This is a genomic window from Halalkalibacterium halodurans (assembly GCF_005671335.1).
GTDB lineage: Bacteria > Bacillota > Bacilli > Bacillales > Bacillaceae_D > Halalkalibacterium > Halalkalibacterium halodurans.
Map to the genome: position 1 here is coordinate 624,877 of NZ_CP040441.1, position 19,717 is coordinate 644,593.

General features: G+C 42.9%; 18 protein-coding genes and 1 riboswitch. Of the genes, 16 read left to right on the forward strand and 2 right to left on the reverse strand.

All coding sequences use genetic code 11. From position 1 onward, the window contains the following. The first annotated feature begins 161 nt into the window (after positions 1–161). The 4 genes from FED51_RS03150 to FED51_RS03165 all read left to right on the forward strand — a co-directional run bounded on the left by FED51_RS03150 (position 162) and on the right by FED51_RS03165 (position 4,387). Complete coding sequence (locus FED51_RS03150) at positions 162–1,304, forward strand: glycerate kinase (RefSeq protein ID WP_053432280.1); 1,143 nt, start codon at positions 162–164, stop codon at positions 1,302–1,304. Between the two features lie 55 nt (positions 1,305–1,359). After that, complete coding sequence (copZ, locus tag FED51_RS03155; RefSeq protein WP_010896733.1) at positions 1,360–1,563, forward strand: copper chaperone CopZ; 204 nt, start codon at positions 1,360–1,362, stop codon at positions 1,561–1,563. 72 nt (positions 1,564–1,635) lie between these two features. Next, positions 1,636–4,056 (forward strand): heavy metal translocating P-type ATPase, encoded by a 2,421-nt coding sequence (locus FED51_RS03160; RefSeq protein ID WP_053432279.1) that lies wholly within the window; start codon positions 1,636–1,638, stop codon positions 4,054–4,056. 28 nt (positions 4,057–4,084) lie between these two features. Continuing rightward, on the forward strand, positions 4,085–4,387 hold the full coding sequence (locus FED51_RS03165) for a metal-sensing transcriptional repressor (protein ID WP_010896735.1): 303 nt from the start codon (positions 4,085–4,087) through the stop codon (positions 4,385–4,387). A 44-nt stretch (positions 4,388–4,431) separates the two neighbouring features. On the opposite strand, the gene FED51_RS03170 is transcribed toward FED51_RS03165, so the two are convergent. After that, the gene (locus tag FED51_RS03170) at positions 4,432–4,629 is read right to left on the reverse strand and encodes a YdiK family protein (RefSeq protein WP_010896736.1); all 198 of its coding nucleotides are present in this window, start codon (positions 4,627–4,629) and stop codon (positions 4,432–4,434) included. Continuing rightward, a complete protein-coding gene (locus FED51_RS03175; protein ID WP_053432278.1) occupies positions 4,626–5,339 on the reverse strand; it encodes a CPBP family intramembrane glutamic endopeptidase in 714 nt (237 codons plus the stop codon). Before FED51_RS03175 ends, FED51_RS03170 begins: the two co-directional genes overlap by 4 nt. 319 nt (positions 5,340–5,658) lie before the next feature. On the opposite strand from FED51_RS03175, the gene groES reads away from it, so the two are divergent. The 12 genes from groES to FED51_RS03235 all read left to right on the forward strand — a co-directional run bounded on the left by groES (position 5,659) and on the right by FED51_RS03235 (position 19,672). Next, positions 5,659–5,943 carry a co-chaperone GroES gene (groES, locus tag FED51_RS03180; protein WP_010896738.1) on the forward strand — a complete coding sequence of 95 codons (285 nt, stop codon included), beginning with the start codon at positions 5,659–5,661 and terminating at the stop codon, positions 5,941–5,943. Between the two features lie 92 nt (positions 5,944–6,035). Beyond that, positions 6,036–7,670, forward strand: a complete 1,635-nt coding sequence (groL, locus tag FED51_RS03185) for a chaperonin GroEL (RefSeq protein WP_053432277.1) — start codon at positions 6,036–6,038, stop codon at positions 7,668–7,670. A gap of 809 nt (positions 7,671–8,479) precedes the next feature. Continuing rightward, positions 8,480–8,565, forward strand: a riboswitch (cyclic di-GMP riboswitch). Between the two features lie 117 nt (positions 8,566–8,682). Then, positions 8,683–9,051, forward strand: a complete 369-nt coding sequence (locus tag FED51_RS03190; protein ID WP_053432276.1) for a hypothetical protein — start codon at positions 8,683–8,685, stop codon at positions 9,049–9,051. A gap of 51 nt (positions 9,052–9,102) precedes the next feature. Then, positions 9,103–9,813 carry a hypothetical protein gene (locus FED51_RS03195; RefSeq protein WP_053432275.1) on the forward strand — a complete coding sequence of 237 codons (711 nt, stop codon included), beginning with the start codon at positions 9,103–9,105 and terminating at the stop codon, positions 9,811–9,813. Between the two features lie 54 nt (positions 9,814–9,867). Continuing rightward, complete coding sequence (locus tag FED51_RS03200; RefSeq protein WP_041820215.1) at positions 9,868–11,064, forward strand: methyl-accepting chemotaxis protein; 1,197 nt, start codon at positions 9,868–9,870, stop codon at positions 11,062–11,064. Positions 11,065–11,296: 232 nt separating this feature from the next. After that, positions 11,297–12,940 (forward strand): pyridoxal phosphate-dependent decarboxylase family protein, encoded by a 1,644-nt coding sequence (locus FED51_RS03205; protein ID WP_053432274.1) that lies wholly within the window; start codon positions 11,297–11,299, stop codon positions 12,938–12,940. Positions 12,941–13,301: 361 nt separating this feature from the next. Beyond that, positions 13,302–14,921, forward strand: coding sequence for a nickel ABC transporter substrate-binding protein (gene nikA, locus FED51_RS03210; RefSeq protein WP_053432273.1), 1,620 nt, complete (start codon positions 13,302–13,304; stop codon positions 14,919–14,921). 16 nt (positions 14,922–14,937) lie between these two features. Beyond that, positions 14,938–15,882: a nickel ABC transporter permease subunit NikB gene (nikB, locus tag FED51_RS03215; protein WP_053432272.1), complete on the forward strand. Its 945-nt coding sequence runs from the start codon at positions 14,938–14,940 to the stop codon at positions 15,880–15,882. 8 nt (positions 15,883–15,890) lie between these two features. Continuing rightward, entirely contained in the window at positions 15,891–16,712 is an 822-nt protein-coding gene (gene nikC / locus FED51_RS03220; RefSeq protein ID WP_138091090.1) for a nickel ABC transporter permease subunit NikC, read from the forward strand. A 5-nt stretch (positions 16,713–16,717) separates the two neighbouring features. Beyond that, positions 16,718–17,557 (forward strand): nickel import ATP-binding protein NikD, encoded by an 840-nt coding sequence (gene nikD / locus FED51_RS03225; protein ID WP_053432270.1) that lies wholly within the window; start codon positions 16,718–16,720, stop codon positions 17,555–17,557. A 23-nt stretch (positions 17,558–17,580) separates the two neighbouring features. Next, positions 17,581–18,396, forward strand: coding sequence for a nickel import ATP-binding protein NikE (gene nikE / locus FED51_RS03230; RefSeq protein ID WP_010896748.1), 816 nt, complete (start codon positions 17,581–17,583; stop codon positions 18,394–18,396). A gap of 391 nt (positions 18,397–18,787) precedes the next feature. Continuing rightward, the gene (locus tag FED51_RS03235) at positions 18,788–19,672 is read left to right on the forward strand and encodes a hypothetical protein (protein WP_053432269.1); all 885 of its coding nucleotides are present in this window, start codon (positions 18,788–18,790) and stop codon (positions 19,670–19,672) included. Positions 19,673–19,717: the final 45 nt, after the last annotated feature.

Sequence of the window (19,717 nt, forward strand, 5' to 3'; positions counted from 1 at the left end):
GGAAGACGCCTTGGTCTTTTTTTAATCGGAGGACCACTTTAGCACAACAGCAGGAAGTAAGGGAGTAAACATGGAAGAACGTCTAAGTAAATGCCGCGCGACGATCGAACTTCATTTTTGGAGTAGTTCAGTGACTATGTAAGCATAGGAGGTTGAAAAAGATGAACACAATCGTAATTGCACCGGACTCTTTTAAGGAGAGCATGACCGCTTTACAAGCAGCAAGAGCGATAGAAAAAGGATTCAGGCGTGTTATTCCTAATGCTAACTATCGGCTCATTCCGATGGCCGATGGTGGAGAAGGGACGGTCCAATCGATCGTTGATGCTCTTCAAGGTGAGCGAAAGGTAGTTAAAGTCGAGGGACCATTAGGAGATACGGTGGAGGCTGAATATGGCCTTTCGGGAGATAGAAAAATCGCTGTTATTGAGATGGCACAGGCGTCTGGTCTTCATCTCGTACCGAAGGAAAAGCGGAATCCGCTATGGACATCTACCTATGGGACTGGACAATTGCTCATCGATGCCCTCGATGAAGGTGTAGAGCAAATCATCCTAGGAATTGGAGGGAGCGCCACAAACGATGGCGGTGCCGGCATGGCGCAGGCAGTCGGTGTCAGGCTGCTGAAAGAAAACGGGGAGCCGATTGGAAAAGGTGGAGGTAAACTAAAGGAGCTTGCACGAATCGACATGAGTAAGGTAGATCCAAGAATCCAACAGGTGAAGCTTCAAGTGGCATGTGATGTAGACAACCCGTTAGTGGGTGAAAAGGGAGCGGCGGTTGTTTATGGGCCGCAAAAAGGAGCCACGCGAGCAACGATCCGCGAACTGGATGAACAGCTTTTGCACTTTGCCAACATCATTGAAGAGGAGTTAGGAAAAGAAGTGGCTTCGATTCCAGGTGCGGGTGCGGCAGGAGGATTAGGGGCAGGGCTAATCGCTTTTCTTGACGCAATGCTCAGCCCAGGAGTGGAGCTCGTGTTACAGGCAACTAATTTTCATGAGCTCGTGAAGGATGCAGACCTCGTCATTACAGGTGAAGGAAGAATCGATCAACAAACGGTGTATGGGAAAACACCTATTGGGGTAGCAAAGGCGGCTAAACAATATGGTGTGCCGGTCATTGCGATTGCCGGAAGCTTAGGCCAAGGTTATGAAGCGGTTTTTGAGCATGGAATTGATGCTGCTTTTTCTCTCGTTCCGCGGATCATGTCATTGGACGAAGCGATGCAACAAGGCGATTCATTACTAGAACAAGCAGCCCGAAATATAGCGGTAGTTTCATCATGGAATAAAAGCACTTGACATACAATAGGGGGGTATAGTACATTGTGAGAGAAGAGAAAAGGAGGGGTAAAAAGTGGAGACTACTTTAAATGTAAAAGGAATGTCTTGTCAACATTGTGTGAAAGCAGTTGAAGAAAACGTCGGGCAATTAACAGGGGTAGAAAAAGTTACTGTTCAGTTAGATAAAGGAACAGTTAATGTGAGCTATAAAGAGGATCAAGTCTCGATTGATAAAATTAAGGATACAATTGAAGACCAGGGATATGATGTAGAATAAGCTTTGCCGTCTCATTGACGGCTTTTTATACGAAATGTTATATACCTAATAGGGGTATAGGGAGGTGTGAGAATGAAAAATCAAAAAGAATTAACGTTGGATATTCAGGGGATGACATGTGCCGCTTGCTCCAATCGAATCGAAAAGGGCTTACAACGGATGGATGGCGTTCAAGAGGCAAATGTAAACTTAACGCTTGAACGATCGACGGTAGTGTATGATCCAGAGAAGGTTCAGCCAGAGCAGGTTATTGAAAAAGTAGAGCAGCTCGGGTACAAAGTGGTAATCGACAGAGTGGAATTTGACGTGGTTGGAATGACGTGTGCCGCTTGTGCTAACCGAATTGAAAAGAAGCTGAATCGTCTTGAAGGGGTCCACAAAGCGGTTGTTAACCTTGCGCTTGAAACGGCTACGGTCGAATACAGACCGGAAAGTGTATCACCGTCTGATTTGGAACAGGCGATCGAGCAGATAGGTTACACACTAAAGCGCAAAACAGGTGACGCTGAAGAAGGAGATGTACGGGAACGTGAATTACAAAAACAGAAGCGCCGCTTTTGGATTTCAGCGGTTTTAACGTTTCCCCTCCTCTGGTCGATGGTGACACATTTTGAATTCACTTCGTTCATTTGGATGCCTCATCTATTTATGGATCCATGGGTTCAATTGTTGCTTGCGACACCCGTTCAGTTTTATATAGGGGCTCCGTTTTACGTTGGAGCGTATAAAGCCCTTCGCCATAAGAGCGCGAACATGGATGTACTCGTCGCCCTCGGTACATCGGCTGCTTATTTTTACAGCATGTATCTCGGCTATGATTGGTTGTATGGGACGCGGGAGGGGATGATGCCGGAATTATATTTTGAAGCATCAGCGATTATCATTACCCTTATTGTTCTTGGAAAATACTTTGAAGCAAGAGCGAAGGGCCGTACGAGTGAGGCGATTCGTAAGCTTCTTGGCTTGCAGGCGAAAACAGCCCGCGTCATTCGAGAGGGGAAAGAGGAGCAAATTCCGTTGGAAGAAGTGAAAACAGGGGATCTCCTTCTCGTCAAACCAGGCGAAAAAATTCCCGTCGATGGAGAAGTGGTGGAAGGCTACTCTGCCGTGGATGAGTCAATGCTTACCGGGGAGAGCATCCCAGTCGAAAAAGATGTTGGCGATCAAGTCATCGGTGCTACCGTTAATCATAACGGGTCACTTCGTATTCGAGCCACGCGAGTCGGAAAAGATACGGCCCTCGCGCAAATTGTGAAAGTGGTCGAGGAAGCGCAAGGCTCAAAGGCAGATATTCAACGTGCGGTCGATAAAGTCTCTAGTGTTTTTGTTCCTGTCGTTGTTGCTATTTCCGTCCTTACGTTTCTCGTATGGTATATGGTGATTGATCCAGGCAACGTCACAAGTGCACTCATTCCGACGATTTCCATTTTGGTCATCGCGTGCCCTTGTGCTCTAGGGCTTGCAACGCCGACATCCATTATGGCTGGTTCGGGTAGATCCGCAGAGTTAGGTGTGCTGTTTAAAGGCGGTGAACATCTTGAACATACGCAGCGAATTGATACAGTTGTTCTCGATAAAACGGGAACGGTGACGGAAGGAAAACCGTCGCTTACTGATTTCGTCACGTACGGATCAGCTGACGAGAAGGAAATGGCCACCATGCTTCATGCTGCAGAACGGCGATCTGAACACCCATTAGCAACAGCGATTGTGGACGGGATGAAACAGCTAGGCGTGGATCGCTTGGAGGCTGACTCGTTTTCTGCGATTCCGGGACATGGCGTTGAAGCGATGGTTGCTGGAAGGAACGTGCTCGTTGGAACGAGAAAGCTCATGGCCGAGCATCAGGTTGATTATAAAGAAGCGCTTTCGAGTGCCGAAGCGCGAGAAGCCCGAGGGGAAACGGTGATGTTCATGGCTGTTGACGGCATTCTAACAGCTCATGTGGCCGTAGCCGATCAGTTGAAGCCATCTTCTAAAAAGGCCATCGAACGGTTAAAGGCGCTTGGATTGGACATTGTCATGTTAACAGGGGATAATGAACGGACGGCCCGTGCTGTTGCGAATGATGTTGGAATTGAACAGGTGATTGCTGAAGTTTTACCGAAGGATAAGAGTGAACAAATCCGTAAGCTGCAGGAACAAGGACGAACGGTCGCCATGGTTGGCGACGGATTAAATGATGCCCCAGCATTAGCAACGGCCGATGTAGGGATGGCGATCGGTTCAGGGACCGACATTGCCATCGAGGCCGCTGATTTGACCTTGCTTGGGGATGACTTGCATCGGGTTGCAGATGCAGTCCTCATGAGCCAAAAAACGATGCGAAACATTAAGCAAAATTTATTTTTTGCTTTCGTCTATAATACGTCTGCAATTCCGATTGCTGCTGCCGGTTTATTAGCACCATGGGTAGCGGGAGCCGCAATGGCGTTCAGCTCTGTTTCCGTCGTCTTGAATGCATTACGTCTGCAGCGTTTCCAAATTAAATAATATTGAAAGGTTAGAGGGGGGTGCTAAGATGGCGCATGAACACAAAAGCCCATCACATCCACGAGATGAAAAGGAAAAAGAACAATTAATGAATCGGTTGAAGCGTATTGAAGGGCAAGTGCGCGGAATCCAAAAAATGATCGATGACGATCGATACTGTATTGATATTCTCGTCCAATTGTCGGCGATCGATGCGGCGCTAAAGAAGGTCAGCCTCAACTTGTTGGAGCGTCATACGAGTCATTGCGTGGTTGATGCAGTGGAAAAAGGGAAGAGCGAAGAAGCAATCGCCGAGTTAATGGATGTGTTTGAACGTTTTTCAAAAATATAAAAAGGGGGGGGCTGAGAATCCCCCCTTTTTCGTTTGGTAAAAGCTTACCGGTCTCTTTTTTTCAGTTGTTTTCCAAGCTGGTAGAAGCGAATGGCGATAATTACATTATAGGCAGCCATGGCAATCATGATCCACGCCCATAAATTCCAGCCATTTTCATTCACGACGTGAATCGCAAAAAAGGTGACTAACCCTGCCATCGTAAAATACAGGAGGGTTAAAAAGGTAGGACTGATCTTCATAACAACCCTCCAATAAACATTTGTAGTTCTTCTAGCTGTCTTTGTAGATCCATAATTTTGTCATAAAAAATGAGGTTGACGAGCACGACATAGACGTTAATGGCCACATGGGCAACAATTGGAACGAGAATCCGTTTCGTTTTTACGTAGAGGAAGGCAAATGCAAAGCCAGCGGCTGTATAGACGAGTAAATGGGTGAAGTCGAGATGGACGGCGGCGAAAATGAACGAGCTTAAAAGCGCGGCAATCCAAAAATTAAATCGTTTATACAAGGCGCCGAAAATAATCATTCGGAAAACAATTTCCTCTAAAATTGGGCCAATAATGGACGTGACGATGATGAATGCAGGGAAGGCTCTAGTGACTTCAACGATCATCTCCGTATTTTCCGATCCAGGCTCAATCCCAAATACAGTCATTTCAATATAAGCTGCGATTGCTTGGGCGACAAACACCAATATAACACCAAGAATCGACCAAGCGACTGCCTCCCCCCGTGAGGAACGGTTGCGAATCATGTGACGATTTCGGAAATCTGGTCGCAAAAGCCAGAGAATAATCGCCAATCCGATCGGGAACGAAATAAAGCTCCAAATGCCTGGAATTTGCTCTTGTTGGAACCCTAGTATTAATAGCAGAGGAACTCCTATAAAGGCGGAAACTTGAGTTAATCCATATGTAAGTATGACCAACCAATATCGTTTATTCAAGTTGAGATCTCCTTTATCATAAGGCTATACATCACTATATTTTAACATAGTTATTCGGAAAAAGCAGAAGGAATGCCAGATGGGATGAAGAATTATAGTTAGGGTGTATATCCAAAAAATACGAGGATATACTAGAAGAGGTTTCAAGCAATTTTTTCCTTTATGCCAAACCGATGTCATTCGAAAATTTTTTGTAAAAAAATTTGTGAAGGGCTTGCAAAATAAGCAGGTTCTGATTATCATTGTAACTGTGTTAGCACTCGTTTGAAGAGAGTGCTAACAAGGAAAATCTTATAAGCTCTAAAGGAGGGTGTTTTCCTTGTTAAAGCCATTAGGTGATCGTGTTGTGATTGAGCAAGTAGAAACTGAAGAAAAAACGGCGAGCGGTATCGTGCTTCCTGATACGGCGAAAGAAAAGCCACAAGAAGGACGTGTCGTTGCTGTTGGTACGGGTCGTGTCACGGAAAATGGTGAGAAAATCGCGTTGGAAGTGAAAGAAGGCGATTCTGTCATCTTCTCTAAGTACGCAGGTACGGAAGTAAAATATGATGGTAAAGAGTATTTAATCCTTCGTGAAAGCGATATTCTCGCGATTATCGGTTAATTTTACGTAGGGTTATCCCTACATACATGTAAGACGAGAGGTTTTTGTTTATTCCTCTTTTGTAAAATACCATTCAGGAGGTTGAGAATAACATGGCAAAAGATATTAAGTTTAGCGAAGACGCACGTCGCTCTATGCTTCGTGGTGTAGATAAACTTGCTGATGCAGTAAAAGTAACGCTAGGACCAAAAGGTCGTAACGTCGTTCTTGAAAAGAAATTCGGTTCTCCACTTATTACAAATGACGGTGTAACCATCGCAAAGGAAATCGAATTAGAAGATGCGTTTGAAAACATGGGTGCAAAGCTTGTTGCAGAAGTGGCAAGCAAGACAAATGACATTGCTGGGGACGGTACAACAACAGCAACGGTCCTTGCACAAGCGATGATTCGCGAAGGCTTGAAAAACGTCACGTCTGGCGCGAACCCAATGGTGATTCGTAAAGGAATCGAAAAAGCGACTCAAGTAGCCGTTGAAGAACTTTCTAAAATCTCTAAGCCAATCGAAGGCAAAGATTCAATCGCTCAAGTTGCGGCGATTTCTTCTGCTGACGATGAAGTAGGGAAAATCATTGCTGAAGCAATGGAGCGCGTAGGTAACGACGGCGTTATTACGATCGAAGAGTCTAAAGGATTCTCTACAGAGCTAGAAGTGGTTGAAGGTATGCAATTTGACCGCGGCTATGCGTCTCCTTACATGGTGACAGACTCTGACAAGATGGAAGCGGTTCTTGACAACCCTTATGTCTTGATCACAGATAAGAAGATTTCTAACATCCAAGAAGTATTACCAGTTCTTGAGCAAGTTGTACAACAAGGCAAGCCAATCCTTATCATTGCTGAGGATGTAGAAGGTGAAGCTCTTGCAACACTTGTGGTGAACAAACTTCGTGGAACATTTAACGCAGTAGCGGTGAAAGCTCCTGGATTCGGTGATCGTCGTAAAGCAATGCTTGAAGACATCGCGATCCTTACTGGCGGTGAAGTGATCACAGAAGACCTTGGACTTGACTTGAAATCTGCGAACATCGCACAGCTTGGTCGCGCAAGCAAAGTCGTTGTAACGAAAGAGAACACAACGATTGTTGAAGGTGCTGGCGAAAGCGATAAAATCGCAGCTCGCGTTAATCAAATCAAAGCACAAATCGAAGAAACAACATCTGACTTCGATAAAGAAAAACTTCAAGAGCGCTTAGCGAAGCTTGCTGGTGGCGTCGCTGTTCTTAAAGTCGGTGCAGCTACTGAAACTGAAATGAAAGAGCGCAAACTCCGCATCGAAGACGCGTTGAACTCTACTCGCGCGGCTGTAGAAGAAGGAATCGTTGCTGGTGGTGGTACTGCCCTTGTGAACGTGATTAAAGCAGTCTCTAGCATCGGTGCAGAAGGTGACGAAGCAACAGGTGTGAACATCGTTCTTCGTGCCCTTGAAGAGCCAGTTCGTCAAATTGCTCACAACGCAGGTCTTGAAGGCTCTGTGATCGTCGAGCGCCTCAAGAAAGAAGAAGCTGGCTTCGGTTTCAACGCAGCAACTGGTGAATGGGTGAACATGGTTGAAGCTGGTATCGTTGACCCGACAAAAGTAACTCGTTCTGCGCTTCAGCACGCAGCATCTGTATCCGCTATGTTCCTCACAACAGAAGCGGTGATCGCTGATAAGCCTGAGGAAAACGAAGGCGGCGGCGGAATGCCTGACATGGGCGGAATGGGTGGCATGGGCGGCATGATGTAATTAGGCTTAAAAAGCCCTATTACATCAATAGTTTCAGCTATTAACGCTTAGAACTATCCGCGCATTTGTCCTCGCAACTATATGAAAAATGAGAAAACCCTCGTCTATTTTAGGCGGGGGTTTGTTTATGAGTGGTAGAGAAGAATGTTTTTATTTTAATTGTTAACTTGTCTTTTTCTTCGTGAATGTTCATGTTGGTATTAATGTCACTATAACCAAAAATGCTACTGGATCTCTTTAATACCTACAATAGCCTCATTAAGTAGGGGTGTATGGGTATGACGAAAAGAGTAGGGAGTGATATTTCTTTTCAATCTCGGCTTTTTTTAATCTTGGTTTCAAGTACTTGCTGCAACTGTAGATGCCATCATCCCGAGCCAAAACAAACTTCAAATAATGTTTGGATCAGGGGTGTTCTTCCTCCAAAGCATCGATAAATCGATCGATTTCTTCCTCTGTACCTTCAGCATCCATTATATTTTCTACAAGCTCGATTTTTTTCTTTACTGGTCATCTTTACCTTCTATATAGGCTAGAAATAATCTTGAAGCTCCTCTTCAGCAAGAAGTAATTTGTTTCAGCTTCGACATCTTTTAAAGGTGAAGTACCTCCCATTTTCGTAAATCCTAATTTGTGGGAGGCTCCTTTTGTCATCTCATTATCATACTAGGATTGTCTAAATTATAATAAATGGCCTGATTTAATATATCTAATAATTATGAAAATTATACCAGAGTAGACAAGGAATAATAAGTATTTTATACTAGTATCGGTAAAGTTATGATTATGATATTAGTCCTGGTTTTATGCCTTGAAAAAGGCGAGTGATTGAAATGGAAAGACGCAAAGCTGCGAGTCTGAAATCCTTCTGAATAGGGATAGTCGAGTTGTCAAAAAGGATCACAAATGTTTAATTGGCTATCCTCATTCACGTCTGAGGTAGCTTTTTATTTATTAGGCTTCGGTGGAATATGATGAGTATCGCAAACGATAAGAAAAAGGAGATGGAGAGATGATCGTAGTAGATAAACGAAAATATAAAATGGGGATTAATGAAACCGCAAAGGAAATACATGTACAGGTGCACGGTTTAATGAGAGAGGAAGATGTAGAAGGTTATATGAAAGATTTGCAGGACACCATTCATAAAGTGCCAAAACAAGAGTATACGTTCGTTGTTGACGCTACTTACCAAACACCAGTCCCATCAAAAGTTGTACCCCAGTTAGGACAAACGATGCAATTTTATTCTAGTTTAGGTTTTAAGGATATCATCGTAGTCAAACCTTCATCAAAAATTGCTCAAGTTCAAATCAGAAATGCTCTTGAAAGAATCGAGTTCCCTGGCAAATTTGTCGATCGTATCGCCCATTCGATGTAAAAGCTGCGTCATGGGGAATGATTAGATTATGATTTGAAAGGAAGTCAATACGTGCAAAAAACAGAAGTGTTATACACATATAAAATAATTACGAAGGAACAGACTGCGTTAATTGAGCAGGCCGCAGATTGTCTAGCCCGTTCATTTATCGGGGTGGATGTCTCAGGAAAATGGGTGCAGGAACCGATGGTAGGTCAATTAAATCTACGTTATGACGACTTCTATCAGTTCACAAAAGATTATTTAGATTCCACCGTAGAGCAGGGATATTGCGCAGTCGCTTTAGATCATGATCATCATGTTGTTGGTGTGCTTGCTGGCGATACCAATGCGCCAGAGATTATCGGAGAAGATGTATTTGAAGGTTCATTTTATGATATGAATGTGATTCTACGTGTTTTAGAAGATGTGGATAAACGTTTCATGGAAGACTTTAAAGAACGAAACGGAAAAGAGCTTGAAGATGGAGAGTTATTGCATTTGTTCATGTTAGGGGTGACAGCTGAATATAACCGTCACGACATTATTCAACAATTAGGGAATAAATTGATAACAAAGGCATCTTCGCAAGGATTAAAGGCGATTTTAGCTGAAGCGACAAACGCAAAGTCGATCCGTGTGATGGAGAAATATCACAATATGAAGAAGTATAAAGATGTAGAAGGAAATGAGATTGTACATAAATACGAAGAGAATGCTAGGTTAAAAGATATTCCTTCAGATATAGCAGATGGAACCTATATTTTAATCAAAGAGCTTTAAAGTGTTCATCATCGATTCTACACAATAAATAAAAAAGTAGGGGATTTGTTTATCATGGAAGCTATAATGGTTGTTCTTATTGTGATCTTATTGGGCACAACAGTGTATTTTGCATACCGGTATTTTTCGCTGAAGCACCAACCGATTCATAAAGAAATAACAAACGGAATGAAAGAAATAGTAGCAGGAAAACTGGTTAACAAAATGGACGAAAAAAGTTCCAATCATGCTGTATTTAATCAACTAATCGAGTTTGTTAGTCGTGTGAGGGAAAAGTTTCTTTTATTCTCAAAAAACGTACATGAAAAAGGAGAAAATCTAGCTGAAATTGGAGAATACGCTACTGAGAAGGCTGATATTGTCAGAGCAGCAATCGATGAGGTAGGTAGAGGATTAAACAAACAACTAGTGGCTACAGAAGAAAATGCCATGTCGATGGAAGAAATGACCCAAGCGATCGAAGATTTATCCCAGAGATCTAATGAAATTTCTGAACTGTCAAATACGACCTTAGACTTGACACAAGAAGGAAGCGAGAAGTTAAAGGATTCTTTGGAAAAAATGAAGCAGCTTAATCAAACAATCAATACAACCTATGATGCCATAAATAAACTTGGGGAAAAGTCCCACGAAATCGGCATGATTGTAAAAGTCATTACTGGGATTTCAGAACAAATTAATTTATTGGCATTGAACGCTTCCATAGAAGCTGCTCGTGCGGGAGAACACGGTAAAGGGTTTGCGGTTGTTGCAGATGAGGTTCGGAAATTGGCTGAGCAATCACGTCAGTCTTCTTCTGAAGTATCAAATATTGTGAAGAATATACAGGAAGAAACAGGAATTGTTGTAGGGTCAATGCAAAAAGGTACAGAAGAATTTGAAGATACAAATACGACCATAGTAGAGGTAGGAGCCATGTTTGAAAAGATTTTAACTGCTACGAGAACGATTGCTGAGAATAATGGGAATTCTTCTGCTAGTACAGAGGAATTATCAGCTGCCTCTCAACAGATCATGACAACAATTGAAGAAATTGCTTCAATCTCTCGTGAATCTGTTGAAATGTTTGAAGAACTAACAGAAATTAGCGATGATGAACTATCTACATTGGAAAAACTAGTCCAAGAAGCAAAGCCGCTCTTAGCGTTAAAACAAGATGTAAATCAGTTACTATTGGCATGGGATCGTGAAGATGAAACAGAGGACATGAATCAAGAGACGGAAGATAAAATCAGTGTAGCGGTTTCATGATGGCTGGAAAAACATAAGATGCTTCTCATAGGTTTGATCAAACTTGTGTGAAGCTTCTTTTTTGTATGGGGCATAATTGAGTAATCGTTAGTGCTTCCGTCATACTATTTTTTTACGGTCTAACACTTACCAGTGCTTTCTTTGTTAGAAGGCAGCAGGCGAATCTAAATCATTTAAGGTCCTAATGGTTTTGAAAAACTACTTCTAGTAAAAAGCATCAAGGAGGTCAACAATGGCGGAAATACATAAATTGTTTCCCAGTATGGATGGGAATGATTTTCAGAGAGAGGAATTATTGTCCTACTTTAAGACAATTTTAACAAAGATAGATGAATTAAAAGATCCTAACAAACTAACGCTAGGAGAAATGCCAGCATACACAGAGGATTACTATAATCGTATGATTCATCAGGCAGGCATTCCGAAAGCGGGGATGGAAATAGAAGAAGTCATTCAGAAACTCATAAAATTGGTTGAAGGTCATAGGTATGTCAATCGAAACTATGTAGCTAATGCAGCACCTCTTCCGAATATTGCTAGTATCATCGGGAATTTAGTGATGGTGCTAGTCAATGGAAACAATTTATGGGATGTGGAAGGTTCAGCAGCCGCTGCTGCCGAAGTCGAAGTCACAAGCATGCTGTCAAAGCTCATCGGATACGATGAAAATGTAAGTTCAGGGTACACAACTTGGGGAGGTCAAGGGGCTGTCTTTAACTCCTTACGTCTTGCTATTGCCCGTTATGCTCCAGATTCAAATGAAACAGGCGTACCTGAAAATCTTTATTGCTTTTGTTCAGAGCTATCCCACTATAGCCTGTATAAGTCGCTAGAAGCAACTGGGATCGGGGTAAGAAACCTGGTTCGTGTAAAAGTAAATGATGATCATTCGATGGATGTACAAGATTTAAAAGAAAAAATGGAGCATGTCATTGCAAAGGGTGGTGTTCCGCTATATGTTCTTGCCACAATGGGAACAACTGATACATTTGGGATTGATGACATAAGGGAAATGAAGCGGATTGCGGTAGAGTTAGAGGACAAATACCATTTACAGCCAATCTATATCCATGCCGACTCAGCTATGGGGGGAATGTATGCCTTCTTTAATGATTACGACTTTGAAGGCAATCCGCTGGGGCTTGAAGACAACGTTCAAGAGGTATTGAAATCCTATCAACAGAAGTTTATACATATTCAGCTTGCGGATAGTCTAGTCTTTGATTTCCATAAACTAGGACAGACCCCCTATGTCACAAGTTTATTTTTGGTTAAAAACAGAGAGGACTTGAAGTATATCGATTTAGATGAAGCCGAAACACCATATGTTGGCAATCGTGGGTATGGAAGCTATCATACAGGCTACACATTGGAATGCTCGCGAATGGGAAGTGCTTTGGCGATTTATGCGTCATTATTAGCATTTGGCAAGGAAGGCTATCAAGAGCTATTAGCGAACTATATTCGCGTCAATCTTGCATTTAGAGAAGGGCTAACGAAAGAAGTTGCGAATGTAGCGATCACGAATGAGATTTCTCCGATTACGACCTTTCGCTTGTATCCAGAAAAGACAAAATGGCATGAAGAGTTGAGCGGGCTTTTACCTGTGGAAGAAGTAATGGAAATTAATCAATTTAATGAAGAGTTTGCGGAGGTCATTGGCGCCCAGCGAGATCAGATCTACTTTGGAAATACGAAAAAGCAGCGCCTAGTGAACGTAGCCAATTCAACGAAGCGAATATCCGTTTATGCCCATAAATTTTTTACGATTTCACCCTATTCAACGTTAGAAGAGGTTCACCGTTATGTTGAATTTCTAAAAGAACATCAAGACCTTTACTTGAAAACAAAAAGCATAGCTTACAATCTAAACTAAGCCCTACATTCTCATTTAAACATTAATGAAGAGAATGGTTACAATAGAAAGAAATCAAGCACTCGGAACGCTATGAAAGATATTTTATAGAGACAAGTGGTGAGGTCTTTTTCATTACAGTCTTTCATGAGATGCCCGTGGGCACTTTCGTTTAAGTTATCGACTTTTTCGAAGGTGCTTTTTTCATTGACAGTAAGGGGAGGTTCTCTCCGTGTTTTTCACATGTTTAGTAAGGGCTATAAAGATCGTAAGCAAATGACTTGACACTGAGAAATAGCATGTTGACGGAAAAGAGGTCAATCAATTATAATTTGAAAATGATTATCATTATTAATTATGTTCAGAAAGGAATAAAGACAGCATGTGTACATTAAATAGAAAACTAATCTTACTATTTGTCATTAGCTTGATCGCTAGTATTCTGGTAGGATGTGCAGAAAGTGAATCGGGAACAGCTTCAAATGAAGGGGAAGAGAATACAGAAAAATCGATCACTTTTTCTTGGCCGAGGGATATCGGGCCAATGAACCCTCATGTTTACAATCCTTCACAATTGTTTGCTCAATCGATGATTTATGAACCATTGGTCAGCTATACGGAAGGGGGAGAGCTGCAACCCCACCTTGCTGATTCTTGGACGATTTCCGAAGATGGTAAAGAGTATACGTTCAAGCTTCGTGAAGGTGTGCAATTTTCAGACGGGACGCCTTTTAATGCAGAGATTGTGAAAAAGAATTTTGACACGTGGATTGAACATTCAAGCCTCCATAGTTGGCTCGGGGTAATGAATGTATTAGAAAAGACTGAAGTAGTAGACGAGTTTACATTCAAAATGGTGTTAAAAGAACCTTATTATCCTGCGTTACAAGATTTGGCGGTCGTCCGTCCAGTACGTTTCCTGGGTGAAGCCGGTTTTCCTGACGGTGGAGACACTTCCCAAGGAATAAAAGAACCAATCGGGACAGGCCCTTGGATGTTATCTGATTACAAGCAAGACGAATATGCGGTGTTTACCCGCAACCCGAACTATTGGGGAGAAAGTCCAAAGATTGATAAAGTCACGGTAAAAATTATTCCGGACGCAGAAACACGGGTTCTTGCTTTTGAAAGTGGCGAACTGGATTTAATTTTTGGAGAAGGGGTCATTAGTATGGATGCCTTCAATCAATTGAAAGAATCCGGTCAATACGGAACGGATCTGTCGGAACCTGTTGGAACACGTAGCTTGCTCTTAAATACATCAAATGAAAAACTAGCAGACTTGCGAGTTCGCTTAGCACTTCATCATGGATTTAACAAACAGGCGATGGTAGAAGGCGTCACCCTTGGTTTGGAAGAGAAGGCGGATAACATTCTATCCACAAACTTTCCGTACACAGATATAGATGTTGAGCCAATCGAATACGATGTGGAGCAAGCAAATGCATATTTGAATGAAGCAGGATGGGAGTTACCTGCTGGTAAAACCGTGCGAGAAAAGAATGGAGAACAACTCGAACTAGAGTTGATCTACGATAAAACAGATCCAATCCAAAAAGCGATGGCCGAAACGATGCAAGCCGAATGGGCAGCAATCGGTGTCAAGCTAGACATTACAGGGTTAGAATTAACGACACAAATTCAACGACGAAGAGCCGGAGACTTTGATGTGGATTTTTGGTATAACTACGGGGCGCCGTATGATCCTCATTCCTTTATCAATGTTGTGGCTGAAGCCGGATGGGGGGTTGCAGAAGCCCATTCCAACTTGTCGATGAAAGAAGAATTAGATGAGCAAGTAAGAGCCACTCTTGCATCTACGGATGAGACAGAACGGCAAGAGCTTTACGGTTCGATTTTGAACACGCTACAGGAGCAATCGGTGTTTGTGCCAATCTCTTATATTAAGAAAACAGTTGTGTATCAGGAGAATGTAAATGAATTTATTTTCCCAGCGAATCGGGATGAACACCCATTTAACGGGATTGATGTGAGCAACTAAACGTAGGAGGCCATGGATGGTTAGCTATATCGCGAAACGGATTTTCGCAGTGATTCCCATTGTTCTCTTTGCGATTTTCATCATGTTTGTTTTTATACGCCTCTCACCGGTGGATCCGGCTGAGGCGTATCTAACGGCAGCTAATATTCATCCAACCGAGGAACTCTTGGCTGAGAAGCGACATGAATTTGGGTTGGATCAGCCTATGGTCGTTCAATATGTCCAAACGATCGTGAAGGTTTTCCAACTGGATTTCGGTCACTCTTATGTTACGAATCAACCAGTTTGGGATGAGGTCACGGCTAGGGTGCCTGCCACGTTGCAGCTTGCGGTTAGCAGTATTTTTCTGGCCGTCCTTATCAGCATTCCACTCGGTTTCTTATCAGCCATTTATAAAAACAGCCTGATTGATCGATTCAGCAGGCTTCTCTCTTATTTAGGTGCTTCGATTCCTCAATTTTGGCTAGGGTATTTATTAATCTTTTTTTTCTCGGTCAAGCTGAATCTCTTTCCGGTCGAAGGAAGGGGATCTTGGGCGCATCTTGTGCTCCCAACTGTCACCCTATCACTGGCGCTAATTGCCATCTATACTCGTCTCTTTCGTGCCAGTGTCCTAGAGCAAATGCAGGAGTCTTATGTTTTGTATGCCAGGACGCGAGGCATTAAAGAAAAAGTCATCATGGTGAAGCATGTGTTGAAACTAGCGATTTCACCTGTTATTACAGGACTAGGTATGAATGTAGGGAAATTGCTGACTGGGACGATTATCGTAGAACAAGTATTTTCTTGGCCTGGGTTCGGGCGTTATTTTGTTGATGCGATTTTTAACCGGGACATTCCCGTGATCCAATGTTACGTGCTGTTAGCTGCATGTCTGTTCATTGTGTGCAATTTAATTGTGGATCTTGTGCAACTGGTAATGGATCCTCGTATTTCATTGAAAGGAAGGGCCGAATATTGATTTCGAGTATGCAGATCGCCTTGAAAAGTCAGAAGACCGTGGTCGTATGCTCGGTCATTTTATTCGTTTTTTTCCTCGTGGCCATCTTGGCTCCGTGGATTGCTCCCCATGATCCGATTCAAGTGAATTTGGCGCTCAAGCTGTTGCCACCTTCGTGGGAATATCCGTTAGGTACCGACCAGTTGGGGCGCTGCAATCTGTCGCGACTTCTATTTGGAGCACGTGTTTCGTTAGGGTTTGCCACTTTGATCTTTATTTCCTCCCTAGGAATTGGATTGCTGGTCGGAGCGATTGCTGGTTATAGGGGAGGCTGGATTGATAGTGTATTAATGCGATTCTGTGAAGGGGTTATGGCGTTTCCGAATCTCGTGCTCGTTCTTGGATTAGTCGGGTTATTCGGTCCTGGACTGTGGCAGGTGGTTTTGGCCTTAGTGATGGTTCAATGGGTGTATTATGCTCGGATGTTTCGTAGTATGATCGTCAGTTTGAAGGAGCAAAACTTCATTACGGCTGCCCGAATAGGTGGATCGTCGCCATGGAAGATCATTAGGCGCCATATCATCCCCAATGTTCTTCCCCCGATTGTGGTCATCGGCACACTAGAAATGGGGTGGGCTATCATGGACATTTCCGCACTTTCATTTCTAGGACTGGGGATTCAGCCACCTACTCCAGAGTGGGGAGCGATGATTCATGAAGGGAAATCGTTTATTCGAAGTCATCCTGAATTAATGCTCTATCCCGGGATTATGATATTGCTTGTGGTTATGACATTTAATGTTTTAGGTGAGTCTTTATCGGATCGGTTTGGCATCAAACGACGTTTCTAAAAGGAATGAGGAAATTGATAAATAACAATCATCATGTCTTGAAGGTGAGAGATTTAAACGTCAAAGTAAAGTCAGATCAGGGGATGCTTCCACTTGTTCAGGATCTTCAGTTAGAGCTGAAACGAGGCAAAGTACTCGGTCTTGTTGGTGAAAGTGGTAGCGGGAAAACGATGACCTGTATGTCGATATTACAGCTTTTAGATCGGAAAACAACTTGCATAGAAGGAAGCATCCAATTGCAAGGACGTGAGCTAAATGGCTTAAAGGCAGAAGACATGCGGACGATTCGCGGGAAAGAGGTTGGCTACATTATGCAAAACCCGATGAATGCCTTCTCGCCAGTATTTACGATTGGTAATCAATTTATTGAAACGATTCGTACTCATACCGAACTGACAAAAAGGCAAGCGTTTGAGTTAGCGGTTGCTTCAATGGAAACGGTCCATTTGCCGAAGCCATCTGAGTTGATGCGACGGTATCCGTTCCAGCTAAGCGGGGGAATGCTCCAACGGGTGATGATTGCGATCTCGATGTGTCTACGTCCATCGGTCGTTATTGCTGATGAGCCGACAACAGCTTTAGATGTGACGAACCAATTACAAGTACTAAAGGAGTTAGATCGACTTCGCTTAGAATCTGATTCAGCCATCCTTTTGATTTCCCATGATTTAGGGGTGATCGCAGAACTAGCTGACGAAGTGGCGGTAATGCAAAAGGGACGAATCGTGGAAAAAGCAGACGTCTTTCAACTATTTGATCACCCTCAGCATGAATATACGAAAAAGCTTTTACAGGCGAGGCCCACATTGCCAATCTATGAACAGGCTCGAGAGTTCGCCTTTTAAAATTTGTGGAAGGAGGTGGGCAAGTGAGTTTACTAGAAGTGAGAGATGTGACCCATACGTATCGTACCTCCCTTTTGTTTTGGCGTGCGAAACAGCGGGCACCTGTTCTTACCAATGTGTCCCTTTCGATCGAAGAAGGGATGTGTATGGGGCTCCTTGGAACGAGTGGAGCAGGGAAAAGCACGTTAGGTAAAGTCATCCTTGGTCTTGCAAAGCCACAAAAAGGAACGGTTTTTTTCCAAGGACAAGATCTTTACCAAATGGACCCGAAATCCCGTAGACGTGTTCGCCGTGATCTTCAAGTCGTTTTTCAAGATTGCTATTCGTCCGTAAATCCGCGGATGACTGCTGAGCAAATCATCGGGGAACCTTTGGAAAACTACGAAAGATTGTCCGCCTCCGAACAGAAACGAAAGATTGCTCATTTACTAGACATGGTCGGGCTTCGTTCGGACGATATGAGAAAATACCCCCGTGAATTTAGCGGAGGGCAACTCCAAAGAATTAATATTGCGAGAGCCATTGCGTTAAAGCCGAAGCTCATTGTATTAGATGAATCTGTAAGTAGTTTAGATATGGTTAATCAAACCGTAATTTTGGAATTATTACGTGAATTAAAGGCAGCGTTCGGCCTTTCTTATCTTTTTATCACGCATGACATAAAAGCGGCGTACTCCATTTCCGATGAATTAGCTGTTATGGAGAAAGGACAGCTAATAGAACAATGCAAGGACAAAGCTCAACTCTTTTCGTCCAAGCATCCTGCTGTAAAGAATCTGCTCTCTTCCATCCTTTCTGAGCACCCTCGGCATCGGTCCATTTCTACGGGGAGTGTTTGAAATACACTCTTCGACGAGTGAGAACAAAGTACTTGAAAGAGACTCCCCTTGTAGAGGTGGATGGGGATGTAGAGAATTTTATCGTTCGCGATGATCCTGTAAGGGTGGCCCTAACCGACACCGCTAGTTTTTGAAGGGCGACCAAGTAATTTCCAAGCAGTATAGCCTTTTGATAGAAAATAAGCAATGAGTAATAAGCCAGCTAAGATACCATCAATCCATGCAATCATCCCGGCCCCCTCTACACCGCCTTGATGGAAAGTTCCTTTATTAAGTACTCTAGTCATTTGTTATGACAAAAATAGGAATAAACTGTTATACTATGTAATCATCCACCTGAATGCCACCCACTCATAAAAAACGAATCTAGAAAAGAAGGCGATTGCTTTTGATGAGACTGTTGCGAGCAAAACGTAAAGTAAGCCTAGAGCAGCTAGTGGAAAACGAAAATATACAGAACATAAGTGTAGATTACAACGGAAACCTTGTGATTTTATCAGTGACAAAGGATGGAGGGGACACACTTCACTCCATTTTTCATGTGACGGCATCGGGGGTAAGGAAAATTTTTGTGCCACCTGTTAAAGAAGCTTTTCACCATGTGCAGCCATTAAGGGAGCACTGGCTTCTTGTCAATGCACGGGTAATGGACAATCAAACGCATAATGCTTTTGTTTACGATGACCAACAGGGTTTGGTTACATCCTTTCATTTAGGGGATGGGATTGAGCATGTGCAAACGACGGATCAAGGTGATATCTGGGTAGGCTATTTTGATGAAGGTGTGTTTGGCGATACGATCGGCACGAGTGGTTTATTGTGTTTTGATCAAAAGGGAGACATCGTTTTTGACTTTGACGCTCTTGTAAAATTAAACAAAAAAATCCCGCTCATTGATGATTGTTATGCCTTAAATGTCATCACAAATGACACAGTGTATGTGTATTACTTTGGAGACTTTCCGATAGTAGCATTGCGTCATAAATCTGAGTATGAGCTGTGGAAAGATCAACTGCTTAAACGACCACCAATTGAAGGAAGCCAAGCGTTCTCCATTTGGGAAGATCACGTCCTGTTTAGCCATGGATACAAAGAAAAAGGAACTGTGCATCTTTATTCGTTCACACAAAAGAGCGTCAAAAGCTATCTTCCTGTCAATGAAGAGGGCGAGGTCATTCACTATGAGTTTGCTACTGGACGCCAGCATCTCTTGTATTTAGTGACTGAGAACACGGTCTATCAAATCGACCTAAAACTGTGTCTGTCCTCCTTTTAACGGGCAAGCATTTTAAAAAAAGATGCGCGTCGTCTAGCGCATCTT